Consider the following 18,597-nt stretch of genomic DNA (forward strand, 5'->3'; position numbering starts at 1 on the left):
TTCGTCGGTCGTCAGTCCGCTGAGGCGACGATGTCGGCGAAGCGCTTTTGCGCCTCTTCCACGGTCATGTCCGGCTTGGCGAAGAACTCGGAGAAAAGGTCCTCTTTCTGCTTTTGGGTGTCTTGCGACAGCAGCTGGTCCGTCCACGGCATGACGCTACCCTTGGCCAGGATGTCGAGTCCTTTCTTCATGCAGTCGTTCGCCGCCTTGAGGTCGATATCGCCGCGCACCGGCAGCGAGCCCTTCTTGAGGTTGAAGGCGACCTGCGTCTTGGGATCGAGCAGCGTTTTAGCCAGCGCTTCCTGCGCCTTGGATTTTTCAGCGTCCTGCAGCAGCGGGAAGTAGAAGGCGTCGCCGCCGGTGGCGATGACCTCGTTCAGCCCAAGGCCGGGAAGGCACGTATAGTCCTTGCCGGCGGCCTGCCCGGCAACCTGGAATTCGCCCTGCGCCCAGTCGCCCATGATCTGGCCGCCGGCCTTGCCGGAGATGACCATATTGGTAGCCTGGTTCCAGTCCTGCACATTGGTGTTCTTCGCCATCTTGCGGGCATCATCCGCGGCCTTGAACACCTTGGCGACCTCGGGCCCGGCGGCGAATCCGGCATCCTTGTCGCGATAGACCTTCAAGAAAGCGTCCGTGCCGCCGACCGCCGTAAGCAGCACGTCGAAGGTGCCCGAGGATTGCCAGGGCTGCCCGCCGAGCGCCATCGGTAAGATGCCTGCCTTCTCCAGCGCCGGGGCGGCCGCGACATATTCATTCCAATTCTTCGGCACCGGCACACCGGCCTTTTCGAAAGCTGCGTTCGACAGCCACAGCCACTGCCAGGAGTGGATGTTGACCGGCACGCAATAGATCTTGCCGTCGAGGGTACAGCCGTCGAGCAGGCTCTTCGGCTGCACGATTTCCGCCCACTTGTCCCTGGTGGCGAGCTCGGTCAAATCGCGCATCAGACCGGCCTGCACCAATTCTTCCGCTTGCCTTCCGTGGTTGAACTGGGTGGCGCCCATAGGGTCGCCGCCAGTGATGCGGCTGATCATGATCGGCCGCGCCGTGCCGCCGGAGCCGGCGATGGCGCCGTCGACCCAATGATTGCCTGTCGCGTCGAACGCCTTGGCGAATTCGGCGACCGCCGCGGCCTCGCCGCCTGAAGTCCACCAATGGGTGACTTCCAGATCGGTCGCTGCCGCCGGCCCGGCGAATGGCAGCGCGGTTGTCACTGCCAGCGCAGCGGTCATGATTTGGTATCGCATTTCGGCTCCTCCCAGAATCTGAAACGTTACAGATTTTCGATACGGCAATTGTTGGAGGCGCGCAACCCCGAACAGGAGCAGCTCGGCATTTTTTTCGAGCAGCGAACAAACTCGCCGCACAACGTTCGCCTACTGCACCGCAGCAAGGCAGGCTGCACTGCAAAATGGTGCTGCAATGCGCGAAATTCGGCAAACCCCTGCTCGCGGGCAAGCCTTGCCGACGCACACCGACTTTGCGTCGAACGAAGCGCCGCTCATCCAGGCCAGCTTTTACTGGCCGCTGCGCGATGGCAAGTGACAATCTGTAACGTTTCAGTATATAGGGTGTTCATCGCCGATTGCCGACCTGCACGGCAACTGCTATGCGCCTGACGGGCGGGATGAATGGACAGAGATCAGACGGAAAAGGACGACGAGGGCTCGGGCCGGCCGACATTGAAGACGCTTGCCTTCATGACCGGGCTGGGCGTCACCACCGTGTCCCGGGCGCTGAAGGACGCGCCCGAGATCGGCGCCGAGACCAGGCGACGCGTCCAGCTCGTCGCCAAGCAGATCGGTTACCGGCCGAACCGCGCCGGTGTGCGGCTGCGGACCGGCAAGACCAACGTCATCAGCCTCGTGCTCAACACCGAGCGCGAGATCATGAGCTTTGTCTCGGACATCATCTACGGCGTCTCGGAAGTCATTGCCGACACACCCTATCACCTGATCGTCACACCCTATTCACGCTCGCAGGATCCCCTGGACCCGATACGTTATCTCGTGGAGACCGGCTCCGCCGACGGCGTCATCATTTCGCGCGCCCAGCCGAACGACCCCAGGGCCCGTTACATGCTCGAGCGTGGCATCCCCTTCGCCACGCATGGCCGCACCGATATGGGGCTGATCCACCCCTATCATGACTTCGACAATTACGCGTTCGCGACCGAGGCTGTGCGCCACCTGGCCGGCATCGGCCGCCGCAGGCTGGCTCTGCTGGCGCCTCCAGTCGAGCTGACCTACCACAGTCATACGCTGAACGGCTTCACCGATGCGCTGAGCGAGGTCGGCGCCAGCGAGATCCCGTTCAACACCGTTTCGGTCGACCATTCGATCGAGCAGATCAGGATGAGGACCGCGCAGCTGATGCGCCGCGATGTCAGGCCGGACGGTTTCGTCAGCAGTGCCGCTGCCGCGACACTCGCCATCGTCGCCGGCATCGAGGACGCCGGCCTCAAGCTCGGCCGGGACGTCGACGTGGTGTCCAAGCAGTCGTCCGACCTGCTGCACCTGTTCCGCAGGGAATTGCTAGTGGTCAACGAGAACTTCCGGCTGGCCGGCGCCGAGCTCGCCCGCTCGGTCCTGGGCTGGATCGGCGGCGCAACACCTGGCTCCTTGCAGAGCCTGAGCAAGCCGACCGAGGTTCTGGCCTATCGCCGTCCCGACTAGAGCGGATACGTTCAAATTGAACTGGCATCCCGCTCCATCTATTTGTCTTAGCCGCATTTCTGCGGCGCCAAGTGATTCCACTTGGCTGCAAAAAGGCGCGCTGCTGACTGGCAGGTTTGGGGCAGAAAACGGACCGGCAGCTGCGGAACCTGGACCTTCAGAATCGGACAGGGGTGACAGCGACGGCCGTAAAAGGAGCATCGAAGACAGGTGGATGCACGGAGATGATGGCGCCACTCCAATCAGCTTCCCAATGCTAGCCTTACGGCTGAGATCTGAAGCGGTTCATCTCGGCCTCTAATCGCATGAAATCCGAGGTTCTCCGCGACGAGATGTGGAGGTAGAACACGGATACCGGCGAGAATATCTGCGGAGACCAGAATAGGTTGACCGAGAACCTTGGATAGCGACTCCAGACGTCCAGTGGTATTCACGACATCGCCGAAATACGCAATCTTGTGTCGCTCAAGGCCAATCTCAGCCGTAACCACCGACCCGCAATGCAGGACGGCGCGAAACTCCGGCACTTGCCCGAAACGCGCTTGCCACGCCGCCGCCTGATCCCTTATGGCCGCCGCGAAGTCGAAGACGCAACGAAGACACGCGGCGTCCCGCAGGCCGCGTTCCATGGGCCAGGTGACCAGCGCCATATCGCCGATATAGTCGTCAATAGAGCCCTGGGAGCGACGAACGGGAGACGCAAGTGCGTTGAATATCTGTCCGAGATAGGCCTGGGTCTCCAGATCGCCGTATCGCTCCGCAAAGTGCGTGGATCCGCTGACATCGAGAAAAAGAAAGATCCGCTCCTCCTCAATGGGCCGGTGATAGCGCCCAAGAAGCAGGCTGGTGAACAGGCTCGGCCCGATAAGGTCACGCAGTCGGAACACGAATGCGACGAGCGTGGAGACACCGAGTGAATACAGAAGACCGGACTCCGACATCACCATGGCTTCCCGCGCGGTGCTCATATAGCCGAGGAGATGGTGAAGCGCTGTGCCGGCGGCGGCGTTGCCGATCAAAATCATCAAAACGTAGGTTGCTATCGTAGTCACGACGAAGACCGGCGTTGCCGCTTGCCGGATGATATCGCGCCATCGGCGCAAGATAACGCCGCGCTCATACAACAGAATAGGAGTTCCGATGAACACGCCCCTGACTGCGGAGTGCAGGGCCTCGACGTCGAACATCACCGCGTAGGCCAAGCCAGCTACTGCCCCCACAATGGGTGCGAGGAGCCACTGCAAAGGGCGACGAAAGCGGTCCTGGCCACGCCCAGCGTTCATTTCGTATCCTGCTCGATGAGATCGGGACTGCCCCGGCGTGTTGCTCGGCGCGGTTGTGATTTCATCAGTTTCGCCTTGGGCCCCGCTCGATCATGTATCGCGGTACGGCGATTTGCTCAAGCTAGGCTCGCCACCTCCAGTATGGCGTCTGCAAATGCCCGCGGGGCTTCCTGCGGAAGGTTGTGCCCGATGCCGCCGGTAATGAGGCGGTGCTCGTACTTGCCCGAAAACTTCTTAGCGTAGGCGCTGGGGTCGGGATGCGGCGCGCCGTTGGCGTCGCCCTCCAGAGTGATCGTCGGCACGGCGATGACCGGAGCTTTCGCAAGTCGCCGCTCCAACTCGTCATATTGTGGCTCGCCTTCCGCCAGCCCGAGCCGCCAGCGGTAGTTGTGTACTACGATGTCGACATGATCCGGATTGTCGAAGGCGGTAGCGCTGCGCTCGAAGGTTGCGTTGTCGAAATTCCACTGCGGAGAAGCGAGCTGCCAGATCAGCTTGGCAAAATCCCGCCTGTATTTTCCGTAGCCAACGCGGCCCCGCTCAGTGGCGAAGTAATATTGGTACCACCATTGCAGCTCGGCTTTCGGCGGCAGCGCCATCTTGTTGGCCTCCTGGCTGCCGATCAGATAACCGCTGACCGAGACCAAGGCCTTGCAGCGTTCCGGCCACAATGCCGCGACGATGTTGGCCGTGCGTGCGCCCCAGTCGCAACCGCCGACGATCGCCTTGTCGATCTGCAGTGCATCCATCAGCGCAATGACATCAACCGCGACCACCGCCTGCTGGCCATTGCGTGGCGTTTTGTCGGAGAGGAACCGCGTGGTGCCATAGCCGCGCAGATATGGAACGACGACCCGAAAACCTTTCGACGCCAAGATCGCCGCAACGTCGACATAGGTGTGGATGTCGTACGGCCATCCATGCAGGAGGATGACGACCGACCCTTTGCCAGGAGCGACCTCGGCATATCCAATGTCGAGTACGCCAGCTTGAACCTGCTTCAACGGACCGAACGACGTGTTTGCTTGTGGTTCGATTGTGCTGGCGTCCGGTTTCGTAATGCTGGACTGCGCATTTGCCGAGCCCGTCATGGCAAACTGAGCGGCCGCGACGGTGGTGACGGCCACGCCCAACAAGTGGCGTCGATGGAGGTCGATCTGTTCGGTCATAGCGGTTTGTATCCGTTGATAAGGCATGGTGCCTGGTGGAAGATTATCTTCGGTCGATCGTCACATCGGACACGTCGACCGTGATAGGTGCGAATGCTTGGTTTGCGATCCCCTCGGCGTCATGTAGGAGCACACGCCGCCGTGTCGGGAATACGAACCCGTCTTACTCAGGCTGACTCATTGAGTTTGGTTACGCAGCCACGGCGACGCCGTACCGCGCCGGCGAGGTCTTGAGCGAAAGGTTCGGGATGAGTTTCTGCCGGGCCGCTTCATAGGCGTGCCAGTCGGCTACGTCGGGAAGCGAGGGAATAGTCACCAACTCGCCCTGGTCGAGGCCGGCAAGGGCCGCGTCCACGAGGTCATCGGACTGCATGATCGCCTTGCTCGGCAGATCGTCGAGCGAACCTCCTGACACGTCCCAGAAGTTGGTGGCGATGGCGCCGGGCAGAACCGCCTGGATGCGCAGCCTCTTGTCCGCAAGCTCCTTGTGGAGCGACAGGCTGAAAGCGAGCACAAAGGCTTTCGTCGCGCCATAGACACCGTTGAGGATTTCCGGCGCGATGGCGACCGCTGACGAGATGTTGATGATTGTGCCGCCGCCGCGCGCCACAAAGGCGGGAGCCGCGGCATAAGTCAGGCGGGTCAGCGCCGTGATGTTGAGCCCGATCATCGCTTGCATCTTGTCGATGTCGGATTCCAGGAGCGGCGCGACGGCGCCGATGCCAGCGTTATTGACCAACATCGTGATGGCGGGATCGGCGCCGAGCAAGGTCTCGATCCGACCCAGATCCGCCTTGTCGTTGAGGTCAGCGGCAACGGCGCTGACGTTGCAATTCGTTGAGCCGGCGATGCGCTTGGCCACTTCGTCCAGCCTCTCCTGGCTGCGCGCCACGAGAATGAGGTCATAGCCGCGGCGCGCCAGCCGGTCGGCGTAGATCGCTCCGATCCCGGCCGAGGCGCCGGTCACCATCGCGATGCCCATTTTGGAGTGCGTCATGATCGTTCTCCCATTCGATTGCGCCGGCAACAGCGCGTGAAACATCAGCGGCAAACCAGGCTTGGATCGCCGGTTGAGCTGGGCGGCGGGACGGCGACCCGTCCCGCTCACCCGATTTGGGTTGCTGCTTAGAGCGGCAGCCGCTTGCCCGCCTGCTCCGCCACCATGTACTTGGCGTACCAGTCCGGCCAATTCTCATCGCGTTGGCCGCCATTGCGCTTCTCGTGCTCGCCATGAGCCTCAGATGCCCGCCGCATCGCAGAGGCCAGATCGGCCTCAGAAGCGTAACTCGTCATGTTGGTGTCGATCCGGCCGGGAAACCGGGTGGTGACTTCCTGCAGCAGCCATTCATTGCCGTCGGGATCGCTGAATGTCGCGTATGTGAAATAGCTGCGGCGCTCCGGATCCGGACCGCTGATCACAGGCTTTCCAGGCCCGGCGCGGTGGAAGATCTCGCCCACCTCGACACCGTGAGCGATGAGCTCGGCACGCGCTGCGACGATGTCCGAGACGACCAGATACAGTCCTCGAGCCGATCCCGGGGTGGCCGACGTGATCCCCTTGCCGAAGTGAATCGAGCTCGGCGAACCTGGGGGCGTGAACTGAACGGCGTGAAAGTCGTCCCCGACGGCAAAGTCGGCGTCGAGTCGCCAGCCCAGCTCGCCGTAGAAGCGCTTGGAGCGCTCGACGTCTGCGACAGGGATAACGACGACCTCGAGCTTCATGTCTGTCGCCTGTGTGGAGGACGCGACATCTCTTGCAATAACAGCCTGGTTCATGATGGTCTCCTATTTCCCGTTGGTTGTGTTGACGTGCGCATGCTTCGCTGGGCGTCACTTGCTAGGCGCTATTCATCCAGCGCGACGAGCGGCTTTCCTTTTTCGACGATGTAGGTAGCGAGCTCGAGCGCTTTGCCGCTGCCCACGTTCTTGGCCGTGTGGCTTGTTCCCTGGGGGATAAAGAGCGTATCGCCGGCGTTGAGTGTCAGCGGCGGCTTACCCTGGAGCGTGTACTCCAGCTGGCCCTCGACGACATAGGCGATCTCTTCGCCAGGATGCGCGTGCCAAGGCGCCGTCACGCCCGGTGCGAATTCGACAAGCACCTGAATGACTTCACGTCCGGGGGTGCCGAGGTCCGCCCGCAGCAAGTCGGTGCGCCCAACACCGGGCAATTGTGCCTCTTCGGTTTGCGCTAGCAACGGCGTGAGAACAGCACCGGCGAAAAGCGTCGCCGCCGCGATCATTCGAAACGTTTTCATGGCTATTTTCCTTTGGCGTTCGCGGTTTGAGTATTAGTGTGCCGGCCGCAGAGACCTGAAGGCGGCGCGCAGTTCGGCCGAGAAGAGGTCCGGCTCCTCCCAGGCGGCGAAGTGTCCGCCCTTGTTCACTTCGTTGAAGTAGATCAGGTTGGGATAGGCCCGCCGGGCCCAGGTCTCGGGCGCTCGATAGACCTCTTCGGGGAATACCGAGATGGCGACCGGGAGCGCGATATCGGAGGTTTTCTGCGCCGCTGCGAGAAGAACGCTCTGGCCCATCGTCTCCCAGTAGAGCCGGGCCGCCGAAGTCGCGCTGTTCGTCAGCCAGTACAGCGTGACGTCGTCCAGCATCTCGTCCTTGCTGAGCAGGCGCTCGGGTTCGCCGTTGTTGTAGTCGTACATCCAGCCGGCGAGCCCGGCCGGCGAATCCGTCAATGCGTAGCCGATCGCCTGAGGCCGGGTGCCCATCATTGCCGCGTAGGCCCGATATTTCTTGTAAAAGGTTTCGAGCGAACCGAACGCGACACCTTCCTTCTCGGTGAGGCTGGCTGGCGCCGGCCCGCCGGCGGCAAGGACTGCGGCCACGTCCGCCGGTATCGTTGCCGGCAAATTGATGTGGATGCCAAGCAATCCGGTTGGCGCCTGGCGTGCCATCGCGCTGGAAACGGGCGCGCCCCAGTCGCCGCCCTGGGCAACGTAGTGGTCGTAGCCCAGGCGCTGCATCAGGTCGGCCCAGGCACTTGCGATGCGGTCTGGATTCCAGCCCACGCCGCGCGGCTTGCCGGAGAATCCGTAGCCGGGCATCGAGGGCAGTACCAGGTCGAAGGCATCCTCAGGCTTGCCGCCATGCTGCGCGGGGTCCGTGAGCGGGCCGACCGTCTGGAGCAGTTCGAAGACGGAGCCGGGCCAACCATGCGTCATGATCAGCGGCAGGGCGTTGGGTTGCTTCGACCGAATGTGCAGGAAGTGGATATCGATCCCGTCGATCTCGGTCATGAACTGCGGCAGGGCATTCAGCTTTGCCTCAGCCTTGCGCCAGTCGTACTCGGTTCCCCAGTAGCGGACGATCTCCTGCAATCGTGCGAGCTGAATGCCCTGCGACCGATCGGCGACTGTCTCCTGGTCAGGCCACCGTGTCGCCATGATGCGCCGGCGAAGCTCGTCAATCTCTTCCTGCGGGATGTTGACCGTGAACGGGCGGATCGAACTGCTGGTGGCTGCAGCGTTAAGCGTTCCCGGAAGCAGGCCCACGGCCCCGGCGGCGGCGGTCGCAACAAGAATTTCGCGCCGAGTAAGTGACCGTGCTGACATGACACTCTCCCTGTTTGCTGATGCTTTTGGACGGCACACAGATCGACTGTCAGGCGAGGCAAATCTATTGCACGATGGTATCGGCGATACCTTTGTATTGGCCCGGCGATGCCTCATCGTCCCGTCGGACCGACACCAAGGCACAATGGACGCCGCTATCACGCCGGCGCATTGTCACGGCACGCGATACTCGCGAAAGGACCGCAATGGAGATCGAACAGAGCCGCGTTTTGGATGCACTTCCGGCTATGGTGTGGACCGCGAAACCGGACGGGCATGCCGACTTCGTCAATCGACGCTGGTCAGACTATACGGGGCTCGATCTTGATCAGGTCCGCTTCTCCGGGTGGCAGGCTGCGATCGACCCGCAAGACTTGCCGAACCTGACCGAGAGTTGGCGATCGATACTGGCTTCCGGGGAACCCGGCGAAATGGAAGCGCGCATGCGGCGCGCCGACGGACAATACCGATGGTTCGTGATCCATTGCAGTCCGCTGCGTGACGATGTTGGTCGTATCGTCGAGTGGTATGCGATCAACACCGACATCGATCAAAGGAAACGCGCCGAAGAAACGCTTCGGCAGGACGAGGCGAGGCTGACCGCCGCCGAGCGAGATATTCGGCAGACGATCGATACGATCCCCGTATTCGTTGCAACATACAGTCCGGACGGAACGCGCACTTTCGTGAACCGGACGTGGCAAGACTACATGGGCCTCACACTCGAGGACGCGACAGGTCCATCCGGGAAGACATTTCCGCATTTCTATCCGGATGATGTAGAGCGGAACGATGCGGCGTGGAGAGTTGCACTGGAAAGCGGCGAGCCGCTTACCATTGACGTGCGGGTTAGGCGCGCCGATGGACAATATCGCTGGCACACATCTCGCCGCGTGCCGCATCGCGACGAAAACGGACGCGTCATCCGTTGGTATTCGGTCGGCATAGACATTGACGACCAGAGGCGCGCCGAAGAGGCGCTGCTTGCAAGCAGGCACGATCTTGGCCTCATCATCAACACCATACCTGTGATGGCATGGTCGGCTCGTCCTGACGGGTCACCTGAATTCTTCAACCAGCATTATCTCCACTATGTCGGCCTCTCCATTGGCCAGTCGAAGGATTGGGAGCCGGCCGGTCCATTGTCCGAGTATTGGGACTTGACTGCGGCTGTCCATCCCGACGACGTGGACCGGCTTGCCGCCACATGGGAGGCCATATTGGCGTCAGGCAAGTCGGGGGAAGCGGAGGCGCGCCTCCGCCGCTTCGACGGCAAGTATCGGTGGTTCCTGTTTCGGGCCAATCCCCTGCGCGACGAAGCCGGAAACATCGTCAAATGGTACGGCACGCATACCGACATCCACGGGCGAAAGCGTGCGGAAGACGCGCTCAAGCGCAGCGAAGCGTTCCTGTCGGAGGGTCAGTACCTTGCCCGCATGGGGAATTTGTCCTGGCAAGTCGCAACGGGCAAGATCACCTGGTCCGAGCCTCTTTACCGCATCTTCGAGTTCGAGCCGGGTACGCTCGTAACGCTCGAAAGAATAGCCAGCCGAGTTCATCCCGAAGACCTGCCTCTGATGGGGGACATGGTTGAACGGGCGCTGCGCGGTGATAGCGACTTTGAATACCAGCACCGGATTCTCTTGCCCGACCTGTCGGTCAAGCACCTGCACTTGATCGCCCACCGCGCACACAACGATTCCAGCCCCATCGAGTATGTCGGCGCGGTTCTTGACATCACACAACGGCGGCGCTCCGAAGAGGCGCTGGAGAAAGTCCGATCCGAACTTGCACAAGCTACGCGGACTATGAGCTTGGGTGTGTTGACCGCGTCGATTGCACACGAAGTGAACCAACCGCTCTCGGGCATCGTCACCAACGCCGGCACCTGCCTTCGCATGCTGGCGGCCGACCCGCCTAACGTTGACGGCGCGCGGGAAACTGCGCGGCGCACAATCAGGGATGGCAACCGCGCGGCTGATGTGATCGCCCGGCTTCGCGCGCTGTTCGCCAAAAGGGCCACGTTAGTTGAACCGATCGATCTCAACAACGCTGCGGCAGAGGTGGTCGCATTGTTTTCCGGAGACCTTCAGCGCAACAAGGTGCTCCTTCAGACCCAGCTTGCAGACGGACTCCCGCTCGTCGGCGGCGATCGGGTCCAACTGCAACAGGTCATCATGAACCTGTTGCGCAACGCATCCGACGCGATGGTCGCCGTCGACGATCGACCAAGACTTGTCGTGCTTGGCACTCGGCTCGGGGAGGACGGTAAGGTGCACCTTTTCGTGCGGGATAGCGGAATCGGGTTCGATGCTCAGGGTGCGGAGCGGCTTTTCGAAGCCTTCTACACGACCAAAGCCGAGGGCATGGGAATAGGCCTGTCCGTCAGTCGTTCCCTCGTCGAAAGCCATGGCGGGCGGCTTTGGGCGGAGGCGAATGTCGGTCCTGGATCGACCTTCTCGTTTTCGATCCACGAATATCTACGCGCAGAACCACCACCTGCCCATTCGTCTGGCGCCATATCGGCGCCGACCAGCAGCAGCGCCTCAATCCAACGAGGTTTTTCATGAACGCTCGCCGCCCACTCGTGTCGATCGTCGATGACGATGAATCCGTGCGCGAGTCCCTGCCCGACCTGTTGAGCGAGTTCGGCTTCCGTGCCGAAGCGTTCTCTTCGGCGGAGCAGTTTCTGCGGTCAGGCATCATCAACGAGACCGAGTGCCTGGTGCTTGACATCAGCATGCCCGGCATGACCGGGCCTGATCTCGAACGAGAGTTGGCGCGCCGGGGCCAGGCTATCCCAATCATCTACATTACGGCGCAGAGTTGTGAGACCGCGCGGCCGGACCTTTTAAAAAAGGGTGCGGTAGAATGCCTATCCAAGCCGTTTAGCGACACAGCCCTGCAGAAAGCACTCAACCTGGCCTTCGCTAATGATTGAACGCGACTTGCTATGCCGATCCGCAACGGATACTTCCCGCACACACGGATTTGGCAACTGCACCGAGCAAGGGCAAGGCCGGCATCATGTCACACGAAACGCCTGTCGTATTCGTCGTTGACGACGACATTTCTGTGCGTGAATCGCTGGAATTGCTCATCCGTTCAGCGGGCTTCCATCCGGAGCCCTGCTCATCGGCGCAGGAATTTCTCTCTCGGCCCCGAGCCCTGGTTCCGAATTGTCTGATTCTTGACGTCAACCTTCCCGATCTCAGCGGGCTCGACTTGCAACAACTTGTTTCCGTCGAGCGAACCGACATGCCGATTATCTTCGTCACCGGCTACGGCGACGTGCCGATGACAGTCAAAGCGATGAAGGCTGGAGCCGTAGAATTCCTGACCAAGCCGTTTGGGGACGACGTGCTCATGACGGCCGTCGAGTACGCACTTGAACGTAGCCGGGCTGCACGTGCGAACGAGTTGGACAAGCAAGTGCTCCGTGAGCGCTATTCATCACTCAGTCACCGCGAAGCGGAGGTGATGGCGCTGGTCGTAACGGGACTGTTGAACAAGCAGGTTGGCTTCGAGCTCGGCATCAGCGAGATCACAGTAAAAGCCCATCGCGGCCAGGTTATGCGAAAGATGAAGGCCGGTTCCCTTCCCGAACTGGTCAACATGGCTGCACGGCTGAATCTCGGGCAGTCACCGCATCTCAGCTAGTTGCAACGCTGAGGTGTCACATCCTGGCGCGACGGCTCAAAAATTCGGTGCACACTGTTGGCAATCGCGCGCGGCCGCTCTCGACCTGCTCCGGTTCTCCGGAAACCGACCCGAATGCATCGTCTCGTCAACATATGTTGACACGAGACGATTTCGTCAACTAATGTTGACGCATGATCGATGTCCGCCAACTGCCCACACCTGACCAGCCGGAGGAAGCCTTGGCTGCGGTCGTTGCGCTTCGGCGAGCGGCTGACCTGTTGGAGCGTAGAGCGGTCAAGGCGGCCCTGAAGCAAGGTTGGTCCTGGGCGAAGATTGCCCAAGCACTCGGCATCTCCAAACAGGCAGCCCATAAGCGGCTGTCGGACATCAACGCCCAGGACAATCCGCCATAGGAGACGATCATGTTCAGCGGCATCAAAACCCGCCTATCGAACGTCCGCACCATCAAGACACTGTGCGAAAGTGCCGAAAACTACGCTTTAAAGGACCAGCAGCGACAGGCCGGCGCCGAACATTTCCTGCTGGCGGCCATCGATCTTCCCGACAATACCGCCCGTCTCGCATTCCGCGAAATTGGGGCGGATGCCGCTGGCTTCCGCGACGCGGTCGGCGCTCAATATTGGGAAGCCCTGCGCTCCGTTGGGGTGAACGCCGGCGAACACAAATCCGGGGGTTTAACCCCGGAACCGCTTCAGGGAGCCGCAGGCCTCTATGACGCAGCCCCGTCGGGAGCTGAGGTGATGAAGGAATTGGCGGCCAACCGAAACGATCACCGTCCACTGCTGGGTGCGCATGTCGTGGCTATAGTCGCAGCGATGGAGCAGGGAGTGGCGGCACGTGCGTTGCGCTGCATGGGAGTCGATCCCGCTGCGCTGAAGGCGGCGGCGAACAAGTTCTCGCGCGCCAGCAATCGGCACACGGGACCGATGGGCGCCTGAGGCCCAGCTCCAGGACTATTCAGCATCAATGCATGAAATACGATCGAGCCACAGCTTGGGAGGCTCCTTCGACTAGCCGCCCGCTCCTCTCCCCAACGGCCATGGAACGCGCCCGGCCCGTCGATCCGTTCGAAGCCGTGGCGCGCCGAAGAAATCGCGTTGCGCCTGGATCAGGTTCGAGGTGCCGCGCCCTGGCGATAGCTGAACCCGCTGCCAGCCGTCCAGATCCACCGCGCTACGGAATCAGCATCGAACAGAAGGAGGAAGTTGAAGGCTGATATCGGGCGTACGTGCAGCTCATACCGTGAATCATAGCCTATCGGCCGCGCTCGGCGCGCCACGTTTTGAACCGTTCGGCGTGTTCGTCTCGCGTGCAGGGATAGAGCCCGATTATCGGAACGCCCGCCTTAACCTGTTCGACCACGAAATCCTCGTAGATCGTCATCTCAGCCGCCTCATCGGCGACCTCGCCGGCGATTTCCCGGGGAATGACGATGACGCTATCGTCGTCTCCAATCACGATATCTCCGGGGAACACGGCCACGTCACCGCAACCGATCGGCACGTTCAGGTCCAATGCCTCGTGCAGAGTGAGATTGGTCGGGCTGGACGGCCGCGTATGGTAGGCCGGGATATCGAGTCCGCCGATCACCGCGGCGTCGCGGAACCCGCCGTCGGTGACCACGCCGGCGACGCCGCGCACCATCAGGCGCGTCACCAGAATGTCGCCCGCGGATGCCGCGCGAGGATCCTTGCGGCTATCCATGACGAGCACATGGCCCGCCGGGCAGGTCTCGACGGCGACGCGCTGCGGATGATCCGGCTTGCGGAATTCTGTGAGCTGGTTGCGGTCCTCGCGCGCGGGGATGTAGCGCAGCGTAAAGGCCGGCCCGACCATGTTGCGGCCTTTTCGCTGCAACGGACCCACGCCCTGGATTACCTGGTTGCGCAGGCCGCGCTTGAACAGCGCTGTGGCCAGGGTGGCGACGGACACGCCTAGAAGTTTTTCGCGCAGATTCTCGTCCATGTTCGCTTCCTCATTTCAGGTGCTGGCACTGCAAGCGCCGTGGTTTCTCCGGTCGCCGGTGTGGGCGGAAGGCAATTCGCAATTCAGTTGGGATTTCCCGCTGCAAGGCGGTTCGCGACTAAAAAGGCGTCGAGCCTCGCCTGCTGCGCCGAAGTGAGCGGCCAGGCGGAGGGCGGGCGCGTTGGCCCGCAGTCGATGCCCTGCGCGATCAGCGCCGCTTTCACGCCGGTCACGTTGGCGCCGCCCATCTCCTCCGCGCGGATGTCCTCGAAGACTCGCATTCCATCGATGAGCGCGTTCGCCTTCTCGAATTCGCCGGCCTCGAGTGCGGCATGGATCGCGACCGATCGTTCGGGCCATACGTTTATCAGCCCGGAGGTAAATCCTCGCGCGCCGACGGCATAGAAAACTGGCGCCCAGACCTCGGCAAGTCCTCCGACCCATACGATCGACGGGTCGCAAGCGATCCGCGCCTCTGCCAGGCGAAGCGGATTGGGCGTCGCCCATTTCACGCCCTTCACCCCTGGGAGGCCGCAAAGCTCGGCGATGGCGCGCGTGCCGATCGCATCGTTGCGCAGATAAAGCATCATCGGCAGGCCGCCCGACGCGTTGGCCACCGCGTTCAGGTAGTCGACCAGACCGCGCGGCGCGACGAAGGCGTCTGGCGGCTGGTGCACCATCAGCGCCGCGGCTCCGGCTTCGGCGGATGCTTTCGCCAGCTTCTGCGCGTCGCGGATGCCCCGCCCGACGCCCGCGAGCACCGGCGCGCGGCCGGCTACCATCGAGACGACTTCGCGCGCCATCGTCACTGCCTCATCGGTGGTTAGCGCATAGAACTCGCCGGTGTTGCCGTTGACAACCGGCATGTGCACGCCGGCGTCCAGCGCCCTGTCGAGGATCGGGGAAAGCCGTTCGGGCGCGATCTCGCCGTGTTCGTCGTAAGGCGTAACCAGAATGCCCGATATGCCGGTCAGCGCCTGGTCGAGGGAAAGTGTCATGCCTGGCCTTTCAGAAAATGTCCGGTTCGCCGGCTGAAGCGCCGAAATCGCGTTCGAGGAAATCGAAGTCACAGCCCTTGTCGGCCTGTGTCACATGGCGCGAGAACATCCAGCCCCAGCCCCGTTCGAAATGCGGCGCGGGGGGTGACCAGTCGGTCCGGCGGCGCGCCAGTTCGTCGTCCGCCACCAGCATGTCCAGGCGCCGGTTCGGCAAATCCAGCCGCACGATGTCGCCTGTCCGCAGCAGCGCAAGCGGCCCACCGATGTAGGCCTCCGGCGCAACATGAAGCACGCACGCCCCGTAGGAGGTTCCCGACATCCGCGCATCGGAGATGCGCAGCATGTCGCGATGACCTTTTTTGATCAACGCCTTGGGGATCGGAAGCATGCCCCATTCGGGAAACCCCGGTCCGCCGAGCGGGCCGGCGTTGCGCAGCACCAGCACGTGGTCCGGCGTGATGTCGAGATCTTCGTCGTCGACCGCCGCCTTCATCTCGGGATAGCTGTCGAAAACCAGCGCAGGCCCTTCATGGACATGAAAGCGGGGGTCGCAGGCGGCCGGCTTGATGACGGCGCCATCGGGGCAGAGGTTGCCGCGCAGCACGGCGAGCGACCCTTCCGAATAGACCGGGTTGGACAGCGGGCGGATCACGTCGTCGTTCCAAACCCGCGCACCCTCGAGCGTTTCGCCGAGTGATTTGCCGGTGACCGTCAGCGTCGAAAGGTCGAGCCGCCCGCTTAATTGAGCCATCAGCGCGCGGAGGCCGCCGGCGTAGTAAAAATCCTCCATCAGGTAGTCCTTGCCGGCGGGGCGAACGTTGGCGATCAGCGGCGTGGTGCGGCCGAGCGCATCAAGATGATCGAGAGTCAGCGGCACGCCGGCGCGGCGCGCCATCGCGATGAGGTGAACCACGGCGTTCGTCGAGCAGCCGGTGGCCATCGCCACGATAGCCGCGTTCCTGACGGCCGCCTCGGTGACGACTTTTTCGGGTGTGAGGTCGTCCCAAACCATCTCGACGATGCGCCGTCCGCAGGCTGCCGACATGCGCTGGTGGTCCGAATCGACAGCGGGTATCGAGGAAGCGCCCGGCAGCGACAGCCCCAGCGCTTCCGTGATCGCCGTCATCGTCGAGGCCGTGCCCATCGTCATGCAGACGCCGGCCGACCGCGCGATGCCGCCCTGGATGCCCGTCCACTCGTCATCCGAAATCTTGCCCGCGCGCCTCTCGTCCCAGAATTTCCAGGCATCCGAACCGGAGCCCAGCGTCTTGCCGGCATAATTGCCGCGCAGCATCGGGCCGGCGGGAAGGAAGATCATCGGCACACCGGCGCTGAGCGCGCCCATCACCAGCCCCGGCGTGGTCTTGTCGCACCCGCCCATCAGCACCACGCCGTCGAGCGGATGCGAGCGGATCATCTCCTCCGTCTCCATCGCCAGCATGTTGCGATAGAGCATCGAGGTCGGCTTGGTGAAGCTCTCGTCGACCGACAGTGCAGGCAATTCGACGGCGAACCCGCCCGCCTGAGCGACGCCGCGCTTCACGTCCTGCGCCCGCTCGCGAAAATGCGCATGGCAGGAGTTGAGCTCCGACCAGGTGTTGAGAACCCCGATCACCGGCCTGTCGCGAAAATCCTCCTCGGAATAACCGAGCTGCATCAGCCGCGACCGGTGGCCGAAGCTGCGCAGATCGTCCGGCGCAAACCAGCGCGCCGACCGCAGCGACGCCGGTGTTCTGCGGTTGTCGTCGGGCATGACATCCTCCACGCGTATCGCTCGATGTATGCGGTAACATTCATGTTTGTCAATTTGATGCGTCCGCGTAGAACAGAATTTATACCCGCCAATGTCGGTACGGTTGACAGAAACGCTCGTTTTCGTGCATGAGGATGTATGCGCTAACATAGATGCGCATGGGAGCGGGTTGTGCGGCAATGGGAGATTGCCGCGCGACCCTGAGATCGCGCCGCGGGTTCCGCGGCCCAGGGAGGACATAATGAAACTGACCCGCAGATCCCTTCTCGCAACAGGAGCCGGGGCCGCCGTCGCGCTGGCGAGCCCGTTCGTCGCGCGAGCGCAGAGCCTGCCGCGCAACATCCGAATGGTCATCGGTTCGACTTCGACGGGCGGCGACACCTACCAAAACTCGTCGATCGCCGCCGAAGCGCTGGCGCAGAAGCTGGGCGTGAACATTCGCGTCGACCCGGTGGGCACCAGTGAGGCGCTGAACGCCACCGGCCGCGATTCCCGCGGCACGACGATCATGCTGCACCACGACCAGATTTACCTCTCCTATCTCTACGGAGTGCCGGGCGTCCCCGATGCCTTCGCCGATTTCGCGATCGGACCGACTGTGGCGATCAACCCCGGCGACTGCTTCCTCGTTCCCAAGAAGTCCCCCTATCAGTCGATGGAGGACGTTTTCGCGGCAGCCGCAAAAGGCGAGAAGGTTCGCGTCGCCATCCAGCCGGGCGGCGTCTCGGAGATCGGTTTCACCGGCATGCGCAATGCTGCCCGCGTGCGCAATCCGGGATCGGAAGCCAACATCGTGGCGGTCAACACCGGCTCGCAGGCCGACAAGAACCAGGCGATGTGGGACGACCTGGCCGACGTGATCAACGGTTCGATCCAGGCCAACGAGCAGTTCACGCAACTGCCGGAAGACGACCGCACCGCGATGCGCTTCGTCTGGATCACCGCGCGTCCCGAGACATTGGCGCAGGCCCCCGAGGCGGGGATGGGTGGAACGAGCCGGGAAGAAATGCTCAAATTCACCAGCCCCCAGACCAGCGTCACGCTCGACGGCAGCAAGGATTTCACGTTCGACAAGGAGTTTTTCCTGCTGTTCAACAAGGAGATGGACGCCGCCATGGCGTCCGAGATCGACGCCGCGCTGAAGGAAATCTACGCCGCCGGCGAGATCCAGAAGCGGCAGGCCAAGGCCTTTTTCATCCCCAACTACCTGCCTCAGGCCGAGGCGAAGGCGCATCTGACGTCCAAGCGGGATACGGTGGCCTCGATCATCGAGAAGCTGAAGGGCTAGAGCATCGTGCCGAAAAGTGGATGCCGGTTTTCGGCAAAACCGATGCGAAAACAAAAAGCTGGAGCGAGCCGCCAATTGGGCGGCTTGCTCTAGGGGTATAGTCTTTCGTGGGGGGGGGGCCGCGGCCGGGGCGCGGGGGGGGCGGGGGGCGGAGAGGGGGGGGGGGGGGGGTTTATTGGGGGGAGATACGATTAGAAAACCAGCCCCACGGGGTTGGGGCAAAGAAACGGGCGCGGG

The 18,597-nt window shown here is 62.4% G+C and carries 17 protein-coding genes; 7 read left to right on the plus strand and 10 right to left on the minus strand.

Going from position 1 to position 18,597, the window contains the following annotated elements; translation table 11 throughout:
- Window positions 1-11: 11 nt before the first annotated feature.
- Entirely contained in the window at window positions 12-1,250 is a 1,239-nt protein-coding gene (locus AC0L2R_RS19055; protein ID WP_473510788.1) for an ABC transporter substrate-binding protein, read from the minus strand.
- 384 nt (window positions 1,251-1,634) lie between these two features.
- On the opposite strand from AC0L2R_RS19055, the gene AC0L2R_RS19060 reads away from it, so the two are divergent.
- Window positions 1,635-2,678 carry a LacI family transcriptional regulator gene (locus tag AC0L2R_RS19060; RefSeq protein ID WP_473510790.1) on the plus strand — a complete coding sequence of 348 codons (1,044 nt, stop codon included), beginning with the start codon at window positions 1,635-1,637 and terminating at the stop codon, window positions 2,676-2,678.
- A 242-nt stretch (window positions 2,679-2,920) separates the two neighbouring features.
- Here the strand turns inward: AC0L2R_RS19060 and AC0L2R_RS19065 are convergent, their stop codons facing one another.
- The 6 genes from AC0L2R_RS19065 to AC0L2R_RS19090 form a co-directional block, all read right to left on the minus strand.
- Complete coding sequence (locus AC0L2R_RS19065; RefSeq protein WP_473510791.1) at window positions 2,921-3,961, minus strand: adenylate/guanylate cyclase domain-containing protein; 1,041 nt, start codon at window positions 3,959-3,961, stop codon at window positions 2,921-2,923.
- A gap of 116 nt (window positions 3,962-4,077) precedes the next feature.
- A complete protein-coding gene (locus AC0L2R_RS19070; RefSeq protein ID WP_473510793.1) occupies window positions 4,078-5,130 on the minus strand; it encodes an alpha/beta fold hydrolase in 1,053 nt (350 codons plus the stop codon).
- A gap of 190 nt (window positions 5,131-5,320) precedes the next feature.
- Window positions 5,321-6,127 carry an SDR family NAD(P)-dependent oxidoreductase gene (locus tag AC0L2R_RS19075; RefSeq protein ID WP_473493299.1) on the minus strand — a complete coding sequence of 269 codons (807 nt, stop codon included), beginning with the start codon at window positions 6,125-6,127 and terminating at the stop codon, window positions 5,321-5,323.
- A 128-nt stretch (window positions 6,128-6,255) separates the two neighbouring features.
- Window positions 6,256-6,906 carry a VOC family protein gene (locus tag AC0L2R_RS19080; RefSeq protein ID WP_473510795.1) on the minus strand — a complete coding sequence of 217 codons (651 nt, stop codon included), beginning with the start codon at window positions 6,904-6,906 and terminating at the stop codon, window positions 6,256-6,258.
- Window positions 6,907-6,974: 68 nt separating this feature from the next.
- The gene (locus AC0L2R_RS19085; protein WP_287223215.1) at window positions 6,975-7,385 is read right to left on the minus strand and encodes a cupin domain-containing protein; all 411 of its coding nucleotides are present in this window, start codon (window positions 7,383-7,385) and stop codon (window positions 6,975-6,977) included.
- Window positions 7,386-7,418: 33 nt separating this feature from the next.
- Complete coding sequence (locus AC0L2R_RS19090; RefSeq protein WP_473510928.1) at window positions 7,419-8,693, minus strand: epoxide hydrolase family protein; 1,275 nt, start codon at window positions 8,691-8,693, stop codon at window positions 7,419-7,421.
- A 206-nt stretch (window positions 8,694-8,899) separates the two neighbouring features.
- Between AC0L2R_RS19090 and AC0L2R_RS19095 the strand changes: the two genes are divergently transcribed.
- From AC0L2R_RS19095 to AC0L2R_RS19115, 5 genes are all read left to right on the plus strand, one after another.
- Window positions 8,900-11,263 (plus strand): PAS domain-containing sensor histidine kinase, encoded by a 2,364-nt coding sequence (locus AC0L2R_RS19095; protein WP_473510796.1) that lies wholly within the window; start codon window positions 8,900-8,902, stop codon window positions 11,261-11,263.
- On the plus strand, window positions 11,260-11,634 hold the full coding sequence (locus AC0L2R_RS19100) for a response regulator transcription factor (protein WP_473493303.1): 375 nt from the start codon (window positions 11,260-11,262) through the stop codon (window positions 11,632-11,634). The genes AC0L2R_RS19095 and AC0L2R_RS19100 overlap by 4 nt, the downstream gene beginning before the upstream one ends.
- A gap of 86 nt (window positions 11,635-11,720) precedes the next feature.
- The gene (locus AC0L2R_RS19105) at window positions 11,721-12,353 is read left to right on the plus strand and encodes a response regulator transcription factor (protein WP_473493382.1); all 633 of its coding nucleotides are present in this window, start codon (window positions 11,721-11,723) and stop codon (window positions 12,351-12,353) included.
- Between the two features lie 173 nt (window positions 12,354-12,526).
- Window positions 12,527-12,748, plus strand: coding sequence for a helix-turn-helix domain-containing protein (locus AC0L2R_RS19110; RefSeq protein ID WP_473510797.1), 222 nt, complete (start codon window positions 12,527-12,529; stop codon window positions 12,746-12,748).
- A gap of 9 nt (window positions 12,749-12,757) precedes the next feature.
- The gene (locus tag AC0L2R_RS19115) at window positions 12,758-13,294 is read left to right on the plus strand and encodes a Clp protease N-terminal domain-containing protein (RefSeq protein ID WP_473510799.1); all 537 of its coding nucleotides are present in this window, start codon (window positions 12,758-12,760) and stop codon (window positions 13,292-13,294) included.
- 316 nt (window positions 13,295-13,610) lie between these two features.
- Here AC0L2R_RS19115 and AC0L2R_RS19120 read toward each other — a convergent pair whose 3' ends face one another.
- From AC0L2R_RS19120 to araD, 3 genes are all read right to left on the minus strand, one after another.
- Window positions 13,611-14,321 carry a ribonuclease activity regulator RraA gene (locus AC0L2R_RS19120; protein ID WP_473510800.1) on the minus strand — a complete coding sequence of 237 codons (711 nt, stop codon included), beginning with the start codon at window positions 14,319-14,321 and terminating at the stop codon, window positions 13,611-13,613.
- Window positions 14,322-14,404: 83 nt separating this feature from the next.
- The gene (locus tag AC0L2R_RS19125; protein ID WP_473510801.1) at window positions 14,405-15,319 is read right to left on the minus strand and encodes a dihydrodipicolinate synthase family protein; all 915 of its coding nucleotides are present in this window, start codon (window positions 15,317-15,319) and stop codon (window positions 14,405-14,407) included.
- 10 nt (window positions 15,320-15,329) lie between these two features.
- On the minus strand, window positions 15,330-17,072 hold the full coding sequence (araD, locus tag AC0L2R_RS19130; RefSeq protein ID WP_473510802.1) for an L-arabinonate dehydratase: 1,743 nt from the start codon (window positions 17,070-17,072) through the stop codon (window positions 15,330-15,332).
- A gap of 241 nt (window positions 17,073-17,313) precedes the next feature.
- Between araD and AC0L2R_RS19135 the strand changes: the two genes are divergently transcribed.
- On the plus strand, window positions 17,314-18,360 hold the full coding sequence (locus AC0L2R_RS19135) for an ABC transporter substrate-binding protein (RefSeq protein WP_473510803.1): 1,047 nt from the start codon (window positions 17,314-17,316) through the stop codon (window positions 18,358-18,360).
- Window positions 18,361-18,597 lie beyond the last annotated feature (237 nt).

It is taken from the genome of Mesorhizobium sp. WSM4820, assembly GCF_055811075.1.